Origin of the sequence: Streptomyces sp. NPDC059455, assembly GCF_042750115.1 — a bacterium.
In the GTDB taxonomy this organism is placed as follows: Bacteria; Actinomycetota; Actinomycetes; order Streptomycetales; family Streptomycetaceae; genus Streptomyces; species Streptomyces endocoffeicus.
Genome location: NZ_JBHYVB010000009.1, coordinates 39,764 through 59,662 on the forward strand (window position 1 = coordinate 39,764; position 19,899 = coordinate 59,662).

General features: G+C 74.6%; 2 protein-coding genes. Both read left to right on the forward strand.

The annotated features are described in order from the left end of the window. The first annotated feature begins 143 nt into the window (after nt 1-143). Nucleotides 144-18,581 (forward strand): non-ribosomal peptide synthase/polyketide synthase, encoded by an 18,438-nt coding sequence (locus tag ACFXB5_RS04940; protein WP_385202536.1) that lies wholly within the window; start codon nt 144-146, stop codon nt 18,579-18,581. Next, complete coding sequence (locus tag ACFXB5_RS04945) at nt 18,578-19,828, forward strand: MFS transporter (RefSeq protein WP_385202440.1); 1,251 nt, start codon at nt 18,578-18,580, stop codon at nt 19,826-19,828. Before ACFXB5_RS04940 ends, ACFXB5_RS04945 begins: the two co-directional genes overlap by 4 nt. The last annotated feature ends 71 nt before the right edge of the window (nt 19,829-19,899 follow it).

The following is a 19,899-nucleotide window of genomic DNA, read 5'->3' on the forward strand; positions in this document are numbered from 1 at the left end:
GCGCGCCCGCGCGCGCGGGCGGGGGGGGGGGGGGGCGGGCGCCGGCGCCCCCCCCCGGGGGCGCGCCGCGGGCGCGCCCCCCCCACGCCACCTACGACTTCGCGGAGCTGAACGCGGCCGCCAACCGGCTGGCGCACCATCTGATCGCCCAGGGCGTGGGCCCGGAGCGGGTCGTCGGGGTGAAGCTGCCCCGGACCTCCGACATGGTCGTGGCGATCCTGGGTGTGCTGAAGGCGGGCGGGGTCTATCTGCCCGTCGATCCCGAACTCCCCGCCGAGCGCGTGGCGTTCCTCCTGTCCGACGCCGAGCCCGCGCTGGTGCTCGACGAGGCCGCCCTGCGCGCCGTCCCGGCCACGCTGCCGGTGGCGAACCCCACGGACACGGACCGGACCGCCGCGCTGCGTCCCGACAGCGCCGCCTACGTCCTGTACACCTCGGGCTCCACCGGCCGCCCCAAGGGGGTGGCCGTGGAGCACCGGTCGCTGGTCAATCTGCTGGTCGGCCACCGCGAGGGCTTTGTGGCGGAGGCGGGCGGCGGGCCGCTGCGAGTGGCGCTGACCGCGTCGTTCTCCTTCGACACCTCGCTGGAGGGGTTGCTGCTGCTGGCCGACGGCCATGAGCTGCACCTCATCGACGAGGCCACCCGGCTCGACCCGGCCGCGCTCGTGGCGCGCGTCGCCGGGCACCGCATCGACTTCCTCGACCTCACCCCCTCGTATCTGCGGCAGCTCCTCCCGGCCGGGCTGCTGGACCACCCCCGGCACCGGCCGCGGGTGCTGATGCTGGGCGGCGAGGCCATCGGTTCGTCGCTGTGGCGGCGGCTGGCGGACACGCCGGGGACGACGGCGTACAACTTCTACGGTCCGACCGAGTGCACCATCGACGCGCTCGCCGCCCGGATCGGCGGCGCGGGGCGCCCGGTGGTGGGCCGCCCGCTGGGCAATCTGCGCGCCCATGTGCTCGACTCCCGGCTCCGGCCGGTGCCGGTGGGGGTCGCGGGTGAGCTGTATCTGGCGGGTGAGCAGGTGGCCCGGGGGTACCGGGGCCGTCCGGGGCTGACCGCGTCCCGCTTCGTGGCCGATCCGTACGGGCCCGCCGGGAGCCGGATGTACCGCACCGGCGACCTGGCCCGCTGGACCGCGGACGGGGAGCTGGACTACCTCGGCCGGGCCGACGACCAGGTGAAGATCCGGGGCCACCGGATCGAACCGGGCGAGATCGAGGCGGCGTTGCTGGATCTGCCGGCCGTCGCCGAGGCGGCCGTCGTCGCGGTGACCGACGACCGCGGCCACACCCGGCTGGCCGCCTACTACGTGCCCGCCCCCGGTGGTGAGCCGCCCGCCTCCGGCGAGTTGCGCGCGGCTCTCGGGCGGACCCTGCCCGGCCATATGGTCCCAGGTGCCTTCGTCGCCCTCGACGCCATGCCGCTCAACACCAGCGGCAAGCTGGACCGCCGGGCGCTGCCCGCGCCGCGGCTCGACGCGGACCGGTCGGAGCGGGACGCCACCGTGCCGCGCACCGAGGCGGAGCGGGAGCTGGCGCGGATCTGGGCCGAGGTGCTGGGCGCCCGGACGGTGGGGGTGAACGACAACTTCTTCGAGCTGGGCGGCGATTCGATCCTCAGCATCCAGATCGTCTCCCGGGCCCGCCAGGCCGGCCTCGCGCTCACCTCGCGGGATGTCTTCCTGCATCAGACCATCGCCGAGCTGGCCGCCGCCGTGGCACCGCGCGACGCGGCCGAAGCCGCCGGGGACGAGCCGGCGGAGGTGGCGGGTCCGGCGCCGCTGACCCCGATCCAGCACTGGTTCTTCGCCACCCATGGCCCGCTGCGCCACTTCACCATGTCGATGGTCCTCGATCTGCCGCCCGGCCTGGACGAGGGCGCGCTGGAGGCCGCGCTGGACGCCCTGGTCGCGCACCACCCGGCCCTGCGCACCCGGTTCGTCCAGGGCGACGACGGCGGGTGGCGGCAGCTCGCGGACGGCGCGCCGGGCGGGCCGGTGCTGCGCCGCCACGATCTGTCCGGGCTCGGCGGCGCCGAGGAGACGGCCGCGGCCGAGGCCGCCGCGGAGGCCGCCCGCGCCGAACTCGACCTGACCACGGGGGCGTTGCTGCGGGGTGCCCTGCTGAGGCGCGGGGCGGGGGCCCGGCCGCGGCTGTTCCTCACCGTGCACCACCTGGCCGTGGACAGCGTCTCGTGGCGCATTCTGCTGGGCGATCTGGAGAGCGCCTACCGGCAGGCCGCCGCCGGGGAGCCGGTGCGCCTGGAGCCCGCCTCCACCCCCTTCACCACCTGGGCCCATCGGCTGGGCGAGCGGGTGCGGGAGGGCGAGCTGGACGGCGATCTGCCGTACTGGGAGGGCGTACGGCGGGCGGGCGGCGCGGGCCTTCCGGCGGACCGTCCCGGCACGGCCACCGCCGGGTCCACCCACACCGTGCGCGTGACGCTCGGCCGCGAGGTCACCGATGGGCTGCTGCGCCGGGTGCCCGGGGTGTACCGGACGCAGATCAACGATGTGCTCCTCGGCGCGCTGGGGCGGGTGCTCGCCGGATGGACGGGCGGGGACCGGGTGCTGGTGGCCATGGAGGGCCATGGCCGCGAGGAGCTGGACGCGGCCGTCGATCTGTCCCGGACCGTGGGCTGGTTCACCACGCAGTACCCGGTGGCGCTGACGCTGCCCGGGGACGGCTGGGGCGCGGTGCTGAAGTCGGTGAAGGAGCAGCTGCGCGCGGTGCCGCACCGGGGGCTGAGCCATGAGGCGCTGGCGTATCTGAGCGCACCGGACTCCCCCGCGCGGGCGCTCGCCGACGCGCCGCTGCCGGGCATCTGCTTCAACTACCACGGCCAGTGGGACTCGGGCGGGGACGATGGCGCGTTCACCCTCACCGGGGAGACCCTGGGCCGGGATCTGGCCGCCGACGAGCCGTCGGTGTATCCGCTGGATGTGTCCGCCGTGGTGGCGGACGGTGAGCTGGAGCTGACCTGGCTGTACTCCGACCGGGTCCACGACGCGGCCACGGTGCGGGGGCTCGCGGACGGGATGCTCATGGCGCTGCGGGAGATCGTGGCGCACTGCGACGGACCGGACGCGGGCGGCCGGACCCCCTCCGACTTCCCGCTGGCCCGGCTGGACCAGGCCGCCGTCGACCGGCTGGTGGGCGACGGACGCCGGATCGAGGACGTCTATCCGCTGACGCCCCTTCAGGAGGGCATGCTCTTCCACCGGCTGGTCGGCGGCGAGGAGGACGTCTACCTCGACCAGGCCACGCTGATCCTGGACGGGGTGGGCGACCCGGAGGCGTTCGCCCGGGCCTGGCAGGAGACGGTGGACCGCACACCGGTGCTCCGTACCGGCGTCGTCTGGGAGGGTGTCGAGCGGCCGCTGCAGATCGTCCGTCACCGGGCCGAGGTGCCCGTGACCCAGCTGGACTGGCGCGGGCTGCCGGAGGAGCGGCGCGAGGCCGAACTGGAGCGGTTCCGGGCCGAGGACCTGGCCCGGGGCATCGACCTGACCGCGCCGCCGCTGATGCGGCTGGCCATCGCCCGGCTGACCGACGCCCGGGTGGCGCTGATGTGGACCTCGCACCATCTGGCCCTGGACGGCTGGAGCCTGGCGCAGGTGTTCACCGAGGTGTGCGAGCGGTATACCGCGGCGGCCCAGGGCCGTGCTCCGGCGCTTCCCGCCCGCCGCCCGTTCCGCGACTATCTGCAGTGGCTGGACGGGCGGGACGGGCAGGAGGCCGAGCGCCACTGGCGGGATGTGCTCGCCGGTTTCACCGCCCCGACCCCGCTTCCCGCCGACCGCAAGGCCGTGGAGTCCCACCGTGCCCGCTCCTCGGCGACCGTGGCGGTGTCGCTCACCCCCGAGGTGTCGGAGGAGCTGCGCCGTACGGCCCGGAGCGGCGGCCTGACCGTCAACACGATCGTGCAGGGCGCCTGGGCGCTGCTGCTGTCCCGGTACTGCGGTGAGGAGGACGTGGTCTTCGGCACCACCGTCTCGGGCCGTCCGGCGGAGCTGGCCGGGGTCGAGTCGATGGTGGGGATGTTCATCAACACCCTGCCGACCCGGGTGCGGGTGGACGCCGACCGGAACACCGGGGACTGGCTGCGGGACCTCCAGATGGCGCAGTCCGCGTCCCGGCGCCATGAATCCGTCTCGCTGGCGCAGGTGGCGGGCTGGAGCGAGATACCGGCCGGGACCTCGCTCTTCGATTCGATGGTGGCCTTCGAGAACTACCCCTTTGACGACTCCTCGGCGCGCGAGGCGGGCCTGCGGATCGTCGAGGTCCGCTCGATCGACGCCACCAACTTCGGCCTGAGTCTGCGGGCCCATCTCTCCGACCGGCTGGGCTTCGACCTCGGCTATGACCCGGGGCTGTTCGACGCCCGGACCGCGGCCGCGCTCGCCGACCGGCTGTCCCTGCTGCTCACCGCGATCGCGGCCGACCCCGACCGTCCGCTGCGGGCGCTTCCGTGGACCACCGCCGAGGAGCGGCGGCGGATCCTGGTGGAGTGGGGTGGCGGCGCGCCCCCTGAGGCGTCGGAGCGGACCCTGGTGGACCTGTTCGAGGAGCAGGCCGCCCGCACCCCCGGGGCCATCGCCGTCTCGTGTGCCGGGGTTTCGCTGTCGTACGCCGAACTCGACGCACGGGCGGGCCGGTTGGCGCATCGGCTGATCGCCGAGGGCGCCGGGCGGGAACGGTATGTGGCGCTGGCGCTGCCCCGCTCACCCGAGATGATCGTGGCGATCGTGGCGGTGCTGAAGACGGGGGCGGCCTATCTGCCCCTCGACCCGGACCAGCCGTCCGGCCGGATCGCCCGGATGCTCGCCGACGCCGAACCGGTGGCCCTGCTGACCACCACCGCCCTGGAGACGCGGCTCGCCGACGACTCGGACACCGCCGGGCACACCGCCGTGGCCCGGCTGTGTCTGGACGACCCCGCCCTGATCGCCGATCTGGAGCGCCGCCCCGCCGCCCTGCCGGCCGGTTCGGGGCCGCTGCCGGAGAGCCCCGCCTACGCCATCTACACCTCCGGGTCCACGGGCGTGCCCAAGGGCGTGGTGATCCCGCACTCCAATGTGGTCCGGCTGTTCTCCCGGACCCGGGAGTGGTTCTCGTACGACGCGAGCGATGTGTGGACGCTGTTCCACAGCTACGCCTTCGACTTCTCCGTCTGGGAGATCTGGGGGCCGCTGCTGCACGGCGGCCGGCTCGTGGTCGTCCCGTACGCCGTCTCCCGCTCCCCCGAGGAGTTCCTGCGGCTGCTGGCGGACGAAGGGGTGACGGTGCTCAGCCAGACGCCGTCCGCCTTCCAGGGGCTGATGCGCGCCGACGAGGAGCACCCCGCAGCCCAACTCGCCCTGCGCCGGGTGGTGTTCGGCGGTGAGGCGCTCGACGCGCGACGGCTGGCGGGCTGGTACGCACGGCATCCGGACACCGCGCCGGTGCTGGTCAACATGTACGGGATCACCGAGACCACCGTCCATGTCACCTACGCCCCGCTCGACCGCGCGGCAACGTCCGTCGCGGCGAGCGCCATCGGCACCGGCATCCCCGATCTGCGGGTGTATGTGCTGGACGAGGCGCTGCAGCCGGTGCCGCCGGGGGCGGTCGGCGAACTGTACGTGGCGGGGGCCGGGCTCGCCCGGGGCTATCTGCGCCGCCCGGGCCTGACCGCGTCCCGCTTCGTGGCCGATCCGTACGGGCCCGCCGGGAGCCGGATGTACCGCACCGGCGACCGGGCCCGGTGGAGCGCGGACGGCGAGCTGGAGTATCTGGGCCGCGCCGACGACCAGGTGAAGATCCGTGGTTTCCGGATCGAGCCCGGGGAGATCGAGGCCACCCTGACCGCCCATCCGGAGGTCGGCGACGCGGTGGTGACCGTACGGGAGGACCAGCCCGGGGTGCGGCGGCTGGTGGCCTATGTGGTGGCCGCCGGTTCGGCCGCGCCACCACGGGCCGGTGAGTTGCGGGAGTTCCTCCAGCGGACGCTGCCCTCGCAGATGATCCCGGCGGCGTTCGTGGCGCTGGACGCGCTGCCGCTGACCGCCAACGGCAAGCTGGACCGGCGCGCGCTGCCCGCGCCCGGCCTCGACGGCTTCGCGGCGAGCGCCGAGCGGATCGCCCCGCGCACCGAGGCCGAGCGCGCGGTGGCACGGGTGTGGGCCGAGGTGCTCCCGGTCGAGGCGGCCGGGGCGACGGACGACTTCTTCGCCCTGGGCGGCGATTCGATCCTGGCCATCCGGGTGGCCTCCCGGCTGCGGACGGCCTTCGGCACCGAGGTCACCCCGCGCGCGCTGTTCACCCACACCACCGTGGCCGAGCTCGCCGCCGCGCTGGGCGCGCCGGAGACGGGCGGAACACCGGAGGCCGGCGCGGCGGCGGGGGTCGGCGGGGCGGCGGACGCCATCCCGGCCGTGCCACGGGACGGGGAGCTGCCGCTGTCCTTCGCACAGGCGCGCCTGTGGTTCCTGGACTCCTTCGACGGCGGCGGCACGGAGTATGTGACGCCGTTCGCGCTGCGGCTGCGCGGCCGCCTGGACACCGCCGCGCTGCGCACCGCCCTGGACGCCCTGGTGGCCCGGCACGAGCCGCTGCGCACCACCTTCGCCGAGGTGGACGGCCGTGGGGTGCAGCGGGTGCACGACCCGTACCCGGTGGCGCTGCCGGTGCACGACCTGACGGCCCGCCCCGTGGCCGAGCGCGAGGGGGAGCTGGAGCGGCTGCTGGAGCGGGAGGGCGCCACCCCCTTCGAGCTGCGCACCGGGCCGCTGCTGCGGGCGTCCCTGATCCGGCTGGACGACGAGGAGCACGTGCTCACCCTGACGATGCACCACATCGTCACGGACGGCTGGTCCACGGCCGTCATCAGCGCCGATCTGAGCGAGTTGTACGGCGCGGCGGTCATGGCGCGGCGGCCCGCGCTCGCCCCGCTGCCGCTGGGCTACGCCGACTACGCGGCGTGGCAGCGCGATCCGCTCGGCGGCGCGGCGCGGATGGAGTCGCAGCTGGAGTACTGGCGGGCGCGGCTGGCGGATCTGGCGCCGCTGGAGCTGCCGACCGACCGTCCCCGGCCGGCCGTGCAGACCAAGAACGGGGCGCTGCTGGAGTTCACCCTGCCCGCCGCGCTGGTGGAGCGGCTGCGCGCGGCCGGGCGGCGGCGCGACTCCACCCTCTTCATGACGCTACTCGCCACCTGCCAGGTGCTGCTCGCCCGCTGGTCGGGGCAGGAGGACATCGCGGTGGGCACCGTGACCTCGGGACGGGAGCGACCCGAACTGGAGCATCTGGTCGGGATGTTCGTGAACACGCTGGTGCTGCGCACCCGCGTCGCGGCCGACGACTCGTTCGAGGAGCTGCTCACCCGGGTGCGGGGCACCGTGCTGGACGCCTTCGCCCACCAGGAGGTGCCGTTCGAGCGGATCGTGGACGCGCTCCAGCCGGAGCGGGACACCAGCCGCACCCCGCTCTTCCAGGTCATGGTGGCGCTGCACAACCTGGGCGCCGAGGTGCCCGACCTGCCCGGTCTGGCCGTGGAGGCCGTACGGGTCCCGGGCCGGACCGCCGGTTTCGACCTGGGCTTCGACTTCGTGGCGGGCCTCGGCGGCCTGACCGGCTTCGTGGAGTACAACACCGATCTGTTCGACACGGCCACCGTGGAGCGGATGGTCCGTCAGCTGCGGCTGCTGCTGGCAGCGGTGGCCGAGGAACCCGGGCTCCGGGTGGGCGAACTGCCGCTGCTGACCGCCGGGGAGCGGCGGACAGTGCTGGAGGAGTGGAACGACACCGCGCTCGCCGTGCCGGACACCACCTTCCCCCGGCTCTTCGAGGAGCAGGCCGCCCGCGCCCCGGGCGCCACCGCGCTGGTGGCCTCCGACGCCACCTACGACTTCGCGGGGCTGAACGCGGCCGCCAACCGGCTGGCCCACCATCTGATCGCCCTGGGCGTGGGCCCGGAGAAGGTGGTCGCGGTCAGGCTTCCGCGCACCGCCGAGCTGATGGTGGCCCTGCTCGCGGTCCTCAAGGCGGGCGGCACGCAGCTGTACGTGGACCCCGGCCTGCCCGCCGAACGCGCGCGGTTCCTGCTGGAGGACGCGGCGCCCGAGGTCGTCCTCACCCCCGATGCCCTGCGGGACGCGCCCCTCGACGGGCTGCCGGACACCGATCCCACCGACGCGGACCTGCTGTCCCCCCTGCTGCCCGGACACACCGCGTACATCACCTACACCTCGGGGTCCACCGGGCGTCCCAAGGGTGTCGCCGTCGAGCACCGTCAGCTGGTCAACCTCTGCCTCGACCACCGGGCCGGGCTCATCGCACCGCACCAGGCCGAGGCGGGCCGTCCGCTGCGCTCGGCGCTGACCGCCGCGTTCTCCTTCGACACCTCCTGGGAGGGTGCGGTGTTCCTGGCCTCGGGCCAGGAGGTACATCTGGTGGACGACGCGGTACGGCTCGACCCGGCCGCCCTCGTGGCGCTGGTCGAGGACCGTGGCCTGGACTTCCTCGACGTCACCCCGTCGTACCTGCATGAGCTGATGGCGGCCGGGCTGTTCGCCGGGGACCGCCACCGCCCCCGGATCGTCATGGTGGGCGGCGAGGCCCTCGGCGCGGCGCTGTGGCGGGAGCTGCGCGCGGTGCCGGGCGTGGCGGCGTACAACTTCTACGGGCCCACCGAATGCGCCGTGGACGCGGTCTACGGCGACCTGGCCGGTCTCGGTGACCGGCCGCTCATCGGACGGCCCGGCCGCAATCTGCGGGCGTACGTCCTGGACGGCGCGCTGCGGCCGGTGCCGCCCGGTGTCCCCGGTGAACTCCATCTGGCCGGGGCGCAGGTCACCCGCGGCTATCTGCGCCGCCCCGGGCTCACCGCGGGCCATTTCGTCGCCGACCCGTACGGGCCTCCCGGCAGCCGGATGTACCGCACCGGCGACCGGGCGCGCTGGACGGCGGACGGGACGCTGGAGTTCCTGGGCCGCGCCGACGAACAGCTCAAGATCCGTGGGTTCCGGATCGAGCCCGGCGAGATCGAGGCCGCGCTGCTGGGCCATCCGGCGGTCCAGGAGGCGGTGGTCGTGGCCCGTGAGGACACCGGCCACCGGCGGCTGGTGGCCTATCTGGTGACCTGCTCCGACGGCCCGACCGACTCCCCCGCCCCCGCCTGCTCCCCCGATCCGGTGGAGCTGCGCGCCCTGCTCAAGCGCACCCTGCCCGACTACATGGTCCCGGCCGCCTTCGTGACGCTGGACCGGATGCCCCGCACCGACAGCGGCAAGGTGGACCGGCGCGCACTGCCCGCTCCCCCGGACCGGCCGGAACAGGGCTCGCCGTATGTGGCGCCCCGGACCCCCGCCGAGACGGTGCTGGCGGGCGTGTGGGCCGAGGTGCTGGGCGTCCCCGAGGTGGGCGTGGAGGACAACTTCTTCGCCCTGGGTGGCGATTCGATCCTGAGCATCCAGATCGTCGCCCGCGCCCGCCAGGCCGGGCTGACGCTCACCTCCAAGGACGTCTTCCGCCACCAGACCATCGCGGAGCTCGCGCTGAGCGTCGAGACGGCCCGGCGGCAGCCGCTCGCCGACGCGGCCGGGGCGGTGGCCGGACCGGCGCCGCTGACCCCCATCCAGCACTGGTACCTGGACGGGCGGCACCCCGGCGACCGGCACCACTTCACCATGAGCCACCGGCTGGAGCTCGCCGGCGACCTCGACGAGGCCGCCCTGCGGCAGGCGGTGGACGCCCTGGTGGCGCACCACGCCGCGCTGCGCACCCGCTTCCTGGTCGTCGACGGGCAGTGGCGGCAGGAGGTCCTGCCCACCGCCCCCGGCGGTGTCCTGGAGCGGCACGACCTGTCCGGTCTGGACGACGCGGCACGCGCCGAAGCCGTACGGGAGGCCACGGTCGCGGCCCAGACGGGGCTGGACATCGCCGAGGGGGCCGTGCTGCGGGCGCTGCTGTTCACCTTCGGCCCCGGGCAGGCGCCCGAGTTGCTGCTCACCGCCCACCATCTGGTGGTGGACGGCGTCTCCTGGCGGGTCCTGCTCGGCGATCTGGAGACCGCCTACCGGGGCGCCGCCGCCGGTGGCGCGCCCGCCCTGCCCCCGGCGAGCAGTGCCTTCACCCGGTGGGCCGCCCGGCTGGCGGACCATGTGCGCTCCGGCGGGCTCGACGGCGACCTGGCGTACTGGACGGGCGTGGCGCGCTCCGCGCCCGCCGCGCTCCCCGTCGACCGCGAGGGCCCCAACACCCATGAGACGGCGGCCACGGTGACCACGGTCCTCGGCCGTGCCGAGACCGAGGCGCTGTTGCGCCGGGTCCCCGGCGTCTACCGGACGCGGATCAACGACGTACTGCTCGCCGCGCTCGGCCGGAGCCTGGTGCGCTGGACCGGCGGGGACACGGTGCTGATCGGCGTGGAGGGGCACGGCCGCGAGGACCTCTTCGAGGACCTGGACCTCTCCCGTACGGTCGGCTGGTTCACCGCCGAGTACCCGCTCGCGCTGGCCGTCGACGCCGGGGCGGGGTGGCGTGACACCCTCCGGTCCGTCAAGGAGCAGCTGCGGGCCGTTCCGCACCACGGCCTCGGCCACGGAGCGCTGCGCCATCTGGCCCCCGAGGACTCCCCGGCCGGGGTGCTGCGAGGCGGGCCGTCGCCGCGGATCGTCTTCAACTACCACGGCCAGTGGGAGGTGGCCGCGGCCGACGAAAGCGCCCCGGGCCTGTACCGCGCGGCCCTCCCCGTGACCGGCCAGGACGCCGCGCCCGGGGAGACCCGCCCGTGTCTGCTGGAGGTCACCGGGGCGGTCCAGGACGGCCGGCTGGAGCTGGGCTGGAGCTATCCGGCCCGGATGTACGACGAGGCCACCGTGCGCCGGGTCGCGGACGACTGTCTGGCCGCGCTGAAGGAGATCGTCGCGCACTGCGCGGAGCCCGGCGCGGGCGGGCGCACCCCGTCCGACTTCCCGCTCGCCCGGCTCGGCCAGCGGCAGGTGGATCTGATCGCCGGTGACGGCGGCGCGGTGGAGGACGTGTATCCGCTGACCCCGCTCCAGGCGGGCATGCTCTTCCATGGCCTCGTGGACAGCGGTGCCACCGGTGGCGCCTACTTCGACCAGATCGCCATCCGGATCGGCGGGATCGCCGACCGGGACGCCTTCGCGGCCGCCTGGCGGCGGGTGGTGGACCGTACGCCGGTGCTGCGCAGCTCCGTCCGCTGGGAGGGGCTCGCCGAGCCGGTCCAGGTCGTCCACCGCCGGGCCGACCTGCCCACCGTCCGGCTGGACTGGCGGGAGTTGACGCCGTCCGCCCGGGAGGAGGCGCTGCGGCGGCTGCTGGCCGAGGACCGCGCCGCCGGGATGGAGCTCACCTCGGCTCCGCTGAGCCGGATCGCGGTGGCCGGGCTGCCCGATGACGAGGTCATGCTGGTGTGGACCTCGCACCATCTGATGCTCGACGGCTGGAGCACCGGCCAGATCTTCGCCGAGGTGTGCGAGACCTACGCGGCCCTGGTGGCCGGGCGTTCGCCGCAGCCGCCCGCCCGCCGGGCCTTCCGGGACTTCCTGCGCTGGCTGCGTGAGCAGGACCAGGAGGGTGCGGAGCAGCATTGGCGCGAGGTGCTGGCGGGGTTCGGCGCCCGCACACCGCTGCCGTACGACCGGCCGCCCCGGGAGGCACATCGCACCACCTCGACCGCGCTGACCCGGCTGGAGCTGACCGAGGAGGTGTCCGCCCGGCTGCGGGAGACCGCGCGCGGCGGCGGGCTGACGGTCAACACGGTGGTGCAGGGCGCGTGGGCGCTGCTGCTGTCGCGGTACGGCGGGGTGCGCGACGTGGTGTTCGGCACCACCGTCTCGGGCCGTCCGGAGGGGCTGCCGGGCGTGGAGACGATGGTCGGCATGTTCATCAACACGGTCCCCACCCGGGCCGTGGCCGAGGGCGGCCGTGAGGTCGTGGCGTGGCTGCGGGAGCTTCAGGAGCAGCAGAGCGAGTCCCGCCGCTTCGACTTCGTCGCCCTCCCCCGGATCCAGGCCCTCAGCTCGGTCCCGGCCGGTGAGGCGCTCTTCGACAGCATGGTGGTGTTCGAGAACTACCCCTTCGACGAGGCGTCGGCGGCCGGTGCCGGGATCCGGGTCCTGGAGGTGCGGGCCGAGGACTCCACCAGCTTCCCGCTGTGTCTGCGCGCCTATCTCGGCGACCGGCTGGGCTTCGACCTCGCCTACGACCCGGCGCTGTTCGACGCGGCCACGGTCGAGCGGGCGGCGGCCCATCTGGAGACGCTGCTGACCGGGATCGCGGACGGCGCCGGGCGCTCACTGGACGAGCTGCCGCTGCTGACGGAGGCGGAGCGCCTGCGGGCGGCCGGCGAGTGGAATGCCACCGCCCGGCCGCTGCCGGAGGGTTCGCCGGCCGAGCTGTTCGCCGAGCGGGTGCGCCTTTGCCCGGACGCCGTCGCCGTCACCGACGGCGCCACCTCGCTCAGCTATGCCCAACTCGACGAGTGGGCGGGCCGGTTGGCCGGACATCTGCTGCGGTCCGGGGTGCGTCCTGAGGACCGGGTGGCGCTGCTCATGGACCGGTCGATGGAGTTGGTCGTGGCCCAGCTCGCGGTGGTCAGGGCCGGTGGGGTGTACGTACCGGTGGACGCCCGCGCCCCGCGCGACCGGCGGCGGACGCTGCTGGACCAGGCGGGCGCCGCGGTCGTGCTGACGCCGGAGGAGGTGGCCGCCGCCCGGGAGGGCGAGCCGGTGACGGTCGCGGTGCCGGTGCACCGGGACCAGCTGGCGTATGTGATGTTCACCTCCGGGTCGACCGGTGTGCCGAAGGCCGTGGGGGTGCGCCATCGCGATGTGGCAGCCCTCGCCCTGGACCGTGCCTTCGCCGGTGGCGGGCATGAGCGGGTGCCGCTGCACTCGCCGGTGGCGTTCGACGCCGCCACCTACGAGATGTGGGTGCCGCTGCTGAACGGTGGCCGGGTGGTGGTGACACCGGACGAGCTGGACGCCGCCGTGGTGCGCCGCCTGGTGGCCGAGCACGCCGTGACGGGGCTCTGGCTGACCGCCGGGCTGTTCCGGCTGCTGGCCAGGGACGCGCCGGACTGCTTCACCGGGCTGCGCGAGGTGTGGACCGGCGGCGATGTGGTGCCCGCGGCCTCGGTGCGCCGGGTGCTGGAGCGCTGCCCCGGGCTGACCGTGGTGGACGGCTACGGGCCGACCGAGACCACGACCTTCGCCACGTACTTCCCGATGTCCCGCGCCGACGAGGTGCCTGAGGTGGTGCCGATCGGCCGGCCGCTGGACAACATGCGGGTCCATGTCCTGGACTCCAGGATGCGGATCGTGCCGCCGGGTGTGGTCGGCGAGCTCTTCGTCGCCGGGGAGGGGGTGGCCCGTGGCTATCTCGGCCGGCCAGGACCGACCGCCGCGGCGTTCCTCCCCGATCCGTACGGGCCGGCCGGGGAGCGGATGTACCGCACCGGCGATCTGGCGCGGCGGCGCCCGGACGGCACGGTGGAGTTCCTCGGCCGCGCCGATGACCAGGTCAAGGTCCGTGGCTTCCGGATCGAGCCGGGCGAGGTGGAGGGGGTGCTGGCCGGGCATCCTGAGGTGGCGGATGTCGCGGTGGTGGCCCGCGCGGACGGTCCCGGTGGCAAGCGGCTGGTGGCCTATGTGGTGGCCGCCGGCGATGCCCCGGTGGAGGGTGACCTGCTGCGGGCGTACGCGGCCGAGCGGCTGCCGGACTACATGGTGCCGTCGGCCGTCGTCCCGCTGGACGCGCTGCCGCTCGGCCCCACCGGGAAGCTGGACCGCGCGGCGCTGCCCGCGCCGGGCCCGGACACCCGCCGCACGCCCTACCGGGCGCCGCGCGAGGGGGCCGAACGGGCCGTGGCGGCGGTCTGGGCCGAGGTGCTGGAGGTCGAACGCGTCGGCGCCGGGGACAACTTCTTCGAACTCGGCGGCGACTCGATCCTCTCCATCCGGCTCACCTCACGGCTGCGGGAGGTGCTCGGGGTGGAGCCGTCGCCCCGTCTGGTGTTCACCCATCCGACCGTCGCCGCCCTGGCCGAGGCGCTCGGTGGCGCGGACGGCCGCGGCGCGGACCGGCCGGCCCCGATCACACCGGTGGCCCGGGACGGCGAGCTGCCGCTGTCGTATCCGCAGCAGCGTCTGTGGTTCCTGGACTCCTTCGCCCCCGACAGCGCCGAGTACATCACCCCGCTGGCGCTGCGGATGCGGGGAGCCCTCGATGTGAACGCGCTCAGCGCGGCGCTGACCGCGCTGGTGGCCCGGCACGAGTCGCTGCGGACCACCTTCGACGCGGTGGACGGCCGCGGGGTGCAGATCGTGCACGACCCCCGGGAGATCCGGCTCGACCCGTACGACCTGTCCCATCTCCCCGCCGCCGAACGGGAGGCGGAGCTGCGGGAACTGCTGGCGTACGAACGGGAGCGCCCGTTCGATCTGCGGCGCGGCCCGCTGCTGCGCACCGGGCTGATCCGGCTCGGCCCCCAGGAGCACATGCTGAGCCTGACGCTGCATCACATCATCACGGACGGCTGGTCCACCGGTGTGCTCACCGGCGATCTGCGGGAGCTGTACCGGGCGGCGCTGAGCGGTGAGCCCGCGGCGCTGCCCCCGCTCCCGGTGCAGTACGCGGACTTCGCCGCCTGGCAGCGGACCGAACTCACCGCGCCCCGCGCGGATGAGGAACTGGCGTACTGGACACGCCAGTTGACCGGGGTACCGCCACTGGAGGTGCCCACCGACCGGCCCCGCCCGGCGGTACGGACGAAGAACGGCGCCACCGTGGAGTTCACGGTGCCCACCGGGGTGAGCTCGCGCCTGAAGGAGTTCGGGCAGGCACGGGGCACCACCCTGTTCATGACGCTGGTGGCGGCGGCCCAGATCCTGCTGGCCCGACTCTCCGGCGGGCGGGACATCGCCGTGGGCACCGTCACCTCGGGGCGGGAGCGCCCCGAAGTGGAGCGGCTGATCGGCTTCTTCGTCAACACCCTGGTGCTGCGCTCCACCGTCGATCCGCACGCCCGCTTCGGCGACTTCCTGGCCGAGGTGCGCGGCACCGTCCTGGACGCCTTCGCCCATCAGGCGGTGCCGTTCGAGCGGGTGGTGGACGAGGTGCGGCCGGTGCGGGACACCAGCCGGACACCCCTGTTCCAGGCGATGGTGGTGCTCCAGAACGCCCCGGGCCGGGCGCTGGAGCTGCCCGGACTGGAGCTGGCGGACGTGGAACTCGACACGCAGACCGCCGCCTTCGACCTCACCTTCGAGTTCGCCGAGGCCGAGGAGGGTGTGCTGCGCGGGCTGATCGGCTACAGCACCGATCTGTTCGACGCCTCGACCGTGGAGCGGATGGGCTCGGCCCTGCGGGCGCTGCTCGCCGGGATCGCCGCGGATCCGGAGCGTCCGGTGGGCGCGCTGCCGCTGACCACACAGGCCGAGCTGCGGCGCACCCTGGTCGAGTGGAACGACACCCGCCTGGAGGTGGAGCGGGCCACGCTGCGCGAGCTGTTCGAGCGGCAGGTGGCCGTCTCCCCGGATGCCACGGCCGTGCGGTACGGGAAGGGCGATCTCACCTTCGCCGAGCTGGACAGCGCCGCGAACCGGCTGGCGCACCGGCTGATCGGCCGGGGCGTGGGGCCGGAGCGACTGGTGGCGCTGGTGCTGCCGCGTTCGGTGGAGATGCTGGTGGCGCAGCTGGCCGTGGCGAAGGCGGGCGGTGCGTTCCTGCCGGTCGACCCCGGCTATCCGAAGGAGCGGGTGGCGTTCATGCTGCGCGACGCCGCGCCCTCGGTGGTGCTCGACGACGCGGCCTCGGTGTGGGCCGAGGAGGGCCCCGCCGGGCCGCCACCCCTCCGTGGCCTGACGCCGGACCACCCGGCGTATGTCATCTACACCTCCGGCTCCACCGGTGTGCCCAAGGCGGTCGTGGTCACCCATGCCGGGCTGGCCGGTTTCTCGGCCGCCGCGGCGGCGCACTACGAGGTACGGGCCGGGGACCGGGTGCTGCAGTTCTCCTCGCCCAGCTTCGACGCCTCCGTCCTGGAGCTGTGTGTCTCGCTGCCCCGTGGCGCGGCGCTGGTGATCGGCGACGAGGGCCCGCTGCTGGGCGAGCGGCTGGCCGAGGTGCTCGGCGGGCAGCGGATCACCCATGCGCTGATCCCCCCGGCCGCGCTGGCCACCGTGCCGGAGGCGGATCGGCGGACGGGGCTGCCGGATCTGCGGACCCTCATCGTCGGCGCCGACGCCTGCTCCGCGGAGCTGGTGGACCGCTGGGCGCCGGGCCGGCGGATGGTCAACTCCTACGGCCCGACCGAGGCCACGGTGGTGAGTACCTGGTCCGGGCCGCTGACCGCCGGGTCGGGGGTGCCGCCGATCGGCCGGCCGATCCCGAACACCCGGGTCTACGTACTGGACGAGGCGCTGCGCCCGGTGCCGGTGGGCGTGGCCGGGGAGCTGTATGTGGCGGGCGCGGGTCTGGCGCGGGGCTATCTGGGCCGTCCGGGGCTGACCGCCGCACGGTTCGTGGCCGATCCGTTCGGCCCGGCGGGCGGCCGGATGTACCGCACCGGCGATGTGGTGCGGTGGACCGGCGACGGTGAGCTCACCTTCCTGGGCCGGGCCGACGACCAGGTCAAGGTGCGGGGCTTCCGGATCGAGCTCGGCGAGGTGGAGAGCGCGCTGCGGCGCAGTCCGGAGGTACGGGAAGCGGTGGTCGCCGTACGGGAGACCGCCCCGACTCCGGAGCAGCCCTCCGGCGGGAAGCGCCTGGTGGGCTATGTCGTCCCGGCGCCGAGTACCTCGCCGACCGCCGCCTCGCTGCGCGACGTCCTGGGGCGGACCCTGCCATCCCATATGGTGCCGTCCGCGTTCGCCACCCTGGACGCCCTTCCGCTCACGGCCAACGGCAAGCTGGACCGCCGGGCGCTGCCCGACCCGGACCCGGTGCCCGTCACCTCCGGCGCGGGCCAGGTCGCCCCGCGCACCCCGATGGAGCGCCGGATCGCGGACATCTGGGCCGATGTGCTCGGTCTGGAGCGGGTGGGCGTGGAGGACAACTTCTTCGAGCTCGGCGGGGACTCCATCCTCAGCATCCAGGTGGTCTCCCGCGCCCGCCAGACCGGGCTTCGGCTGACCACCAAGGACCTGTTCACCCATCAGACGGTGGCCGGGCTCGCCACCGTGGCCACCGCCGAGCGGGACGAGGGCCGTGCGGAGCCGGTGACCGGGGCGCTTCCGCTCACCCCGATCCAGCGCTGGTTCTTCGCCACCCACACCGTGAATCCGGGCCACTTCAACCAGTCCACGCTGCTGGAGCTGCACCAGGAGCCGGACGAGAAGGCGCTGGAGGGAGCGCTGGCCGCGCTCCTGGTCCACCATGACGCGCTGCGCACCCGGTTCACCGAGGACGGCGGCGAGTGGCACGGCCACGTCCCGGAACCGGATGGCGACGGCGCCGTCCTGGACCGCCACGACCTGTCCGGTCTGCCGGCGCGGGAGGCGGACGCGGCGATGGAGAAGGCGGCCGACGCCCTCCACGCGGGCTTCGACCTGGGCCGGGGCCCGCTGCTGCGGGCCGCGCTGTTCCGCTTCGGCGAGGCCCGGCGGCCGTTCCTCTTCCTGACCGCGCACCATCTGGTCATCGACGGGGTGTCCTGGCGGATCCTGCTGGACGACCTGGACATCGCCTATCAGCAGGGCGTGCGGGGCGAACCGGTGGACCTCGGCGCCAGGACCACCGCCTTCCGCGACTGGGCACGACGGCTCGCGGAGCATGTGGCCGAGGGTGGCCTGGACCATGAGGCCGACCACTGGTGCGAGGCCCTCGACGCCCGGCCGCTGCCGGTCGACCATCAGGTGGCCGCGCCGGGACCCGAGATCGGTACGGTGCCGGTCGAGCTCGACGAACGGGACACCGAGGCGCTGCTGCGCTCGGCGCCCACCGCCTACCGCACCCGGATCAACGATGTGCTGCTCGCCGCCCTCGCGCTGGCGCTGTCCCGCTGGACTGGCCAGCAGCGGGTGTCGGTGGAGCTGGAGGGCCATGGGCGGGAGGACATCCTGGACGGTGTCGATCTCTCCCGTACGGTGGGCTGGTTCACCACCATGTATCCGGTCTCCTTCGAGCTGCCGGACACCCCCGGCGGCGGGCCGGCCGACTGGCGCGGACTGGTGAAGTCGGTGCGGCGGCGGCTGCGGACCGTCCCCGGCAACGGCTTCGGCTTCGGGGCGCTGCGCGCCTTCGGCCCACCCGAGCTGCGCGAACGGCTGTCCCGGCACGGCACCGGGCCGCAGATCGTGTTCAACTACCTCGGCCAGTGGGACGCCCGGTCGGCCGAGTCCCAGGGCGGTCTGGTCCACGCCGAGCACGGCTCGTTCGGCCAGGACCACGATCCGCGCGAGGGCGGCTCCCATCTGCTGGAGGTGGTGGGCGCGGTGCAGGACGGCCGGCTCGGCTTCACCTGGCGCTACCGTCCCGATGTGCACGAGAGGCGCACCGTGGAGGCGGTGGCCGGGGACTTCGCGGAGGCGCTGCGCCGGATCGCCGGGGACTGCCGAGGCGCCGTATGACCGCGGCCCCGCCGGTGTCCCCGCCGGTTCCGCTGTCGCGCAACCGGGACTACCGGCTGCTGTGGGGCGGTCAGGCGCTCTCGGAGTTCGGCTTCCACACGGCGCTGATCGCGTTTCCGCTGCTGGTCCTCGCGCTCACCGGCTCGGGCGCCGCCTCCGGTCTGGTCATGGGCACCATCGCCGCCGCGCAGATGGTGGCCGGGCTCCCGGCGGGCGTCCTGGTGGACCGCTACGACCGCAAGGCCATCATGCTGGGCTGTGAGGCGGCCCAGGCGGTCTCCGCCATCAGCCTGGTGGCCGCCGTGTGGGCCGGTGCGGCCACCGTCTGGCACATGGTCGTCGTGGCGGCGGTGTTCGGGGCGAGCGCCGCGCTCTTCGAACCCGCGGAGAGCGCGTCGCTGCCCGGCCTGGTGGCGGACGAGCATCTGCCCACGGCGGTGGCGATGAACACGGCACGGGCCTCGATGGGGCAGCTGGCGGGCACCGCGACCGGCGGGTTCCTGTTCGCCGTGGGGCGGTTCGTGCCCTTCCTGGTGGACGCCGTGACACACACGCTCTCCTTCGTCGCGCTGCTCTTCGTACGGCTGCCCCGGCGCGAGCGGTCCGCCGACGAGGTGGGCCCGCTGGGCCGGGAGGCGCTGGCCGGGCTGCGGTGGGTGTGGCGGGAGCGCCGGATCCGGGTCACGGTGGTGTGCGCGGTGGTGCTCAACCTGTTCTTCAGCGCCTTCTACCTCGTCGTCATCGTGCTCGCCGAGTCCAGGGGGGTGCCCTCCGGGGAGGTCGGAGTGATGGCGGCCATGCTCGGGGTGGGCGGGGTGGCCGGCGCGCTGCTGGCGCCCGCACTGCACCGGCGGCTGGGCCCGTACGGCGGCATCATCGCGGTGTTCTGGGCGCTGGCCGTGCTCGCCCCGGTCACCGTGCTGATGGACAGCGGCTATCTCATCGGGGTGCTGTTCGCCCTGATGGCGCTGTTCCCGCCGACGGCGAACACCGCCATCATGACCGACCAACTGCTGCGCACCCCGGACGAGCTGCGCGGCAGGCTCACCAGCACACTCGTCCTGGCCTGCGGTGCCGCGGGCGCCGCGGGGCCCGCCCTGGGCGGATCGCTCGCCCAGGCCCTGCCGGGCGACCGGGCCATCCTGCTCTGCTCGGCGGGGATGGCCGCCGCGGCCGTTCTGGCCACCGTCAGCCCGACCCTGCGCACGCTGTCCCGCCGCCATGAGGCCGGACGGCCGGCCGACTGACCGCCATCCGGCACTTCACCGACCAATCCCGATCTGACCGATCCGACCGAACCGACCGATCACCGACCGAT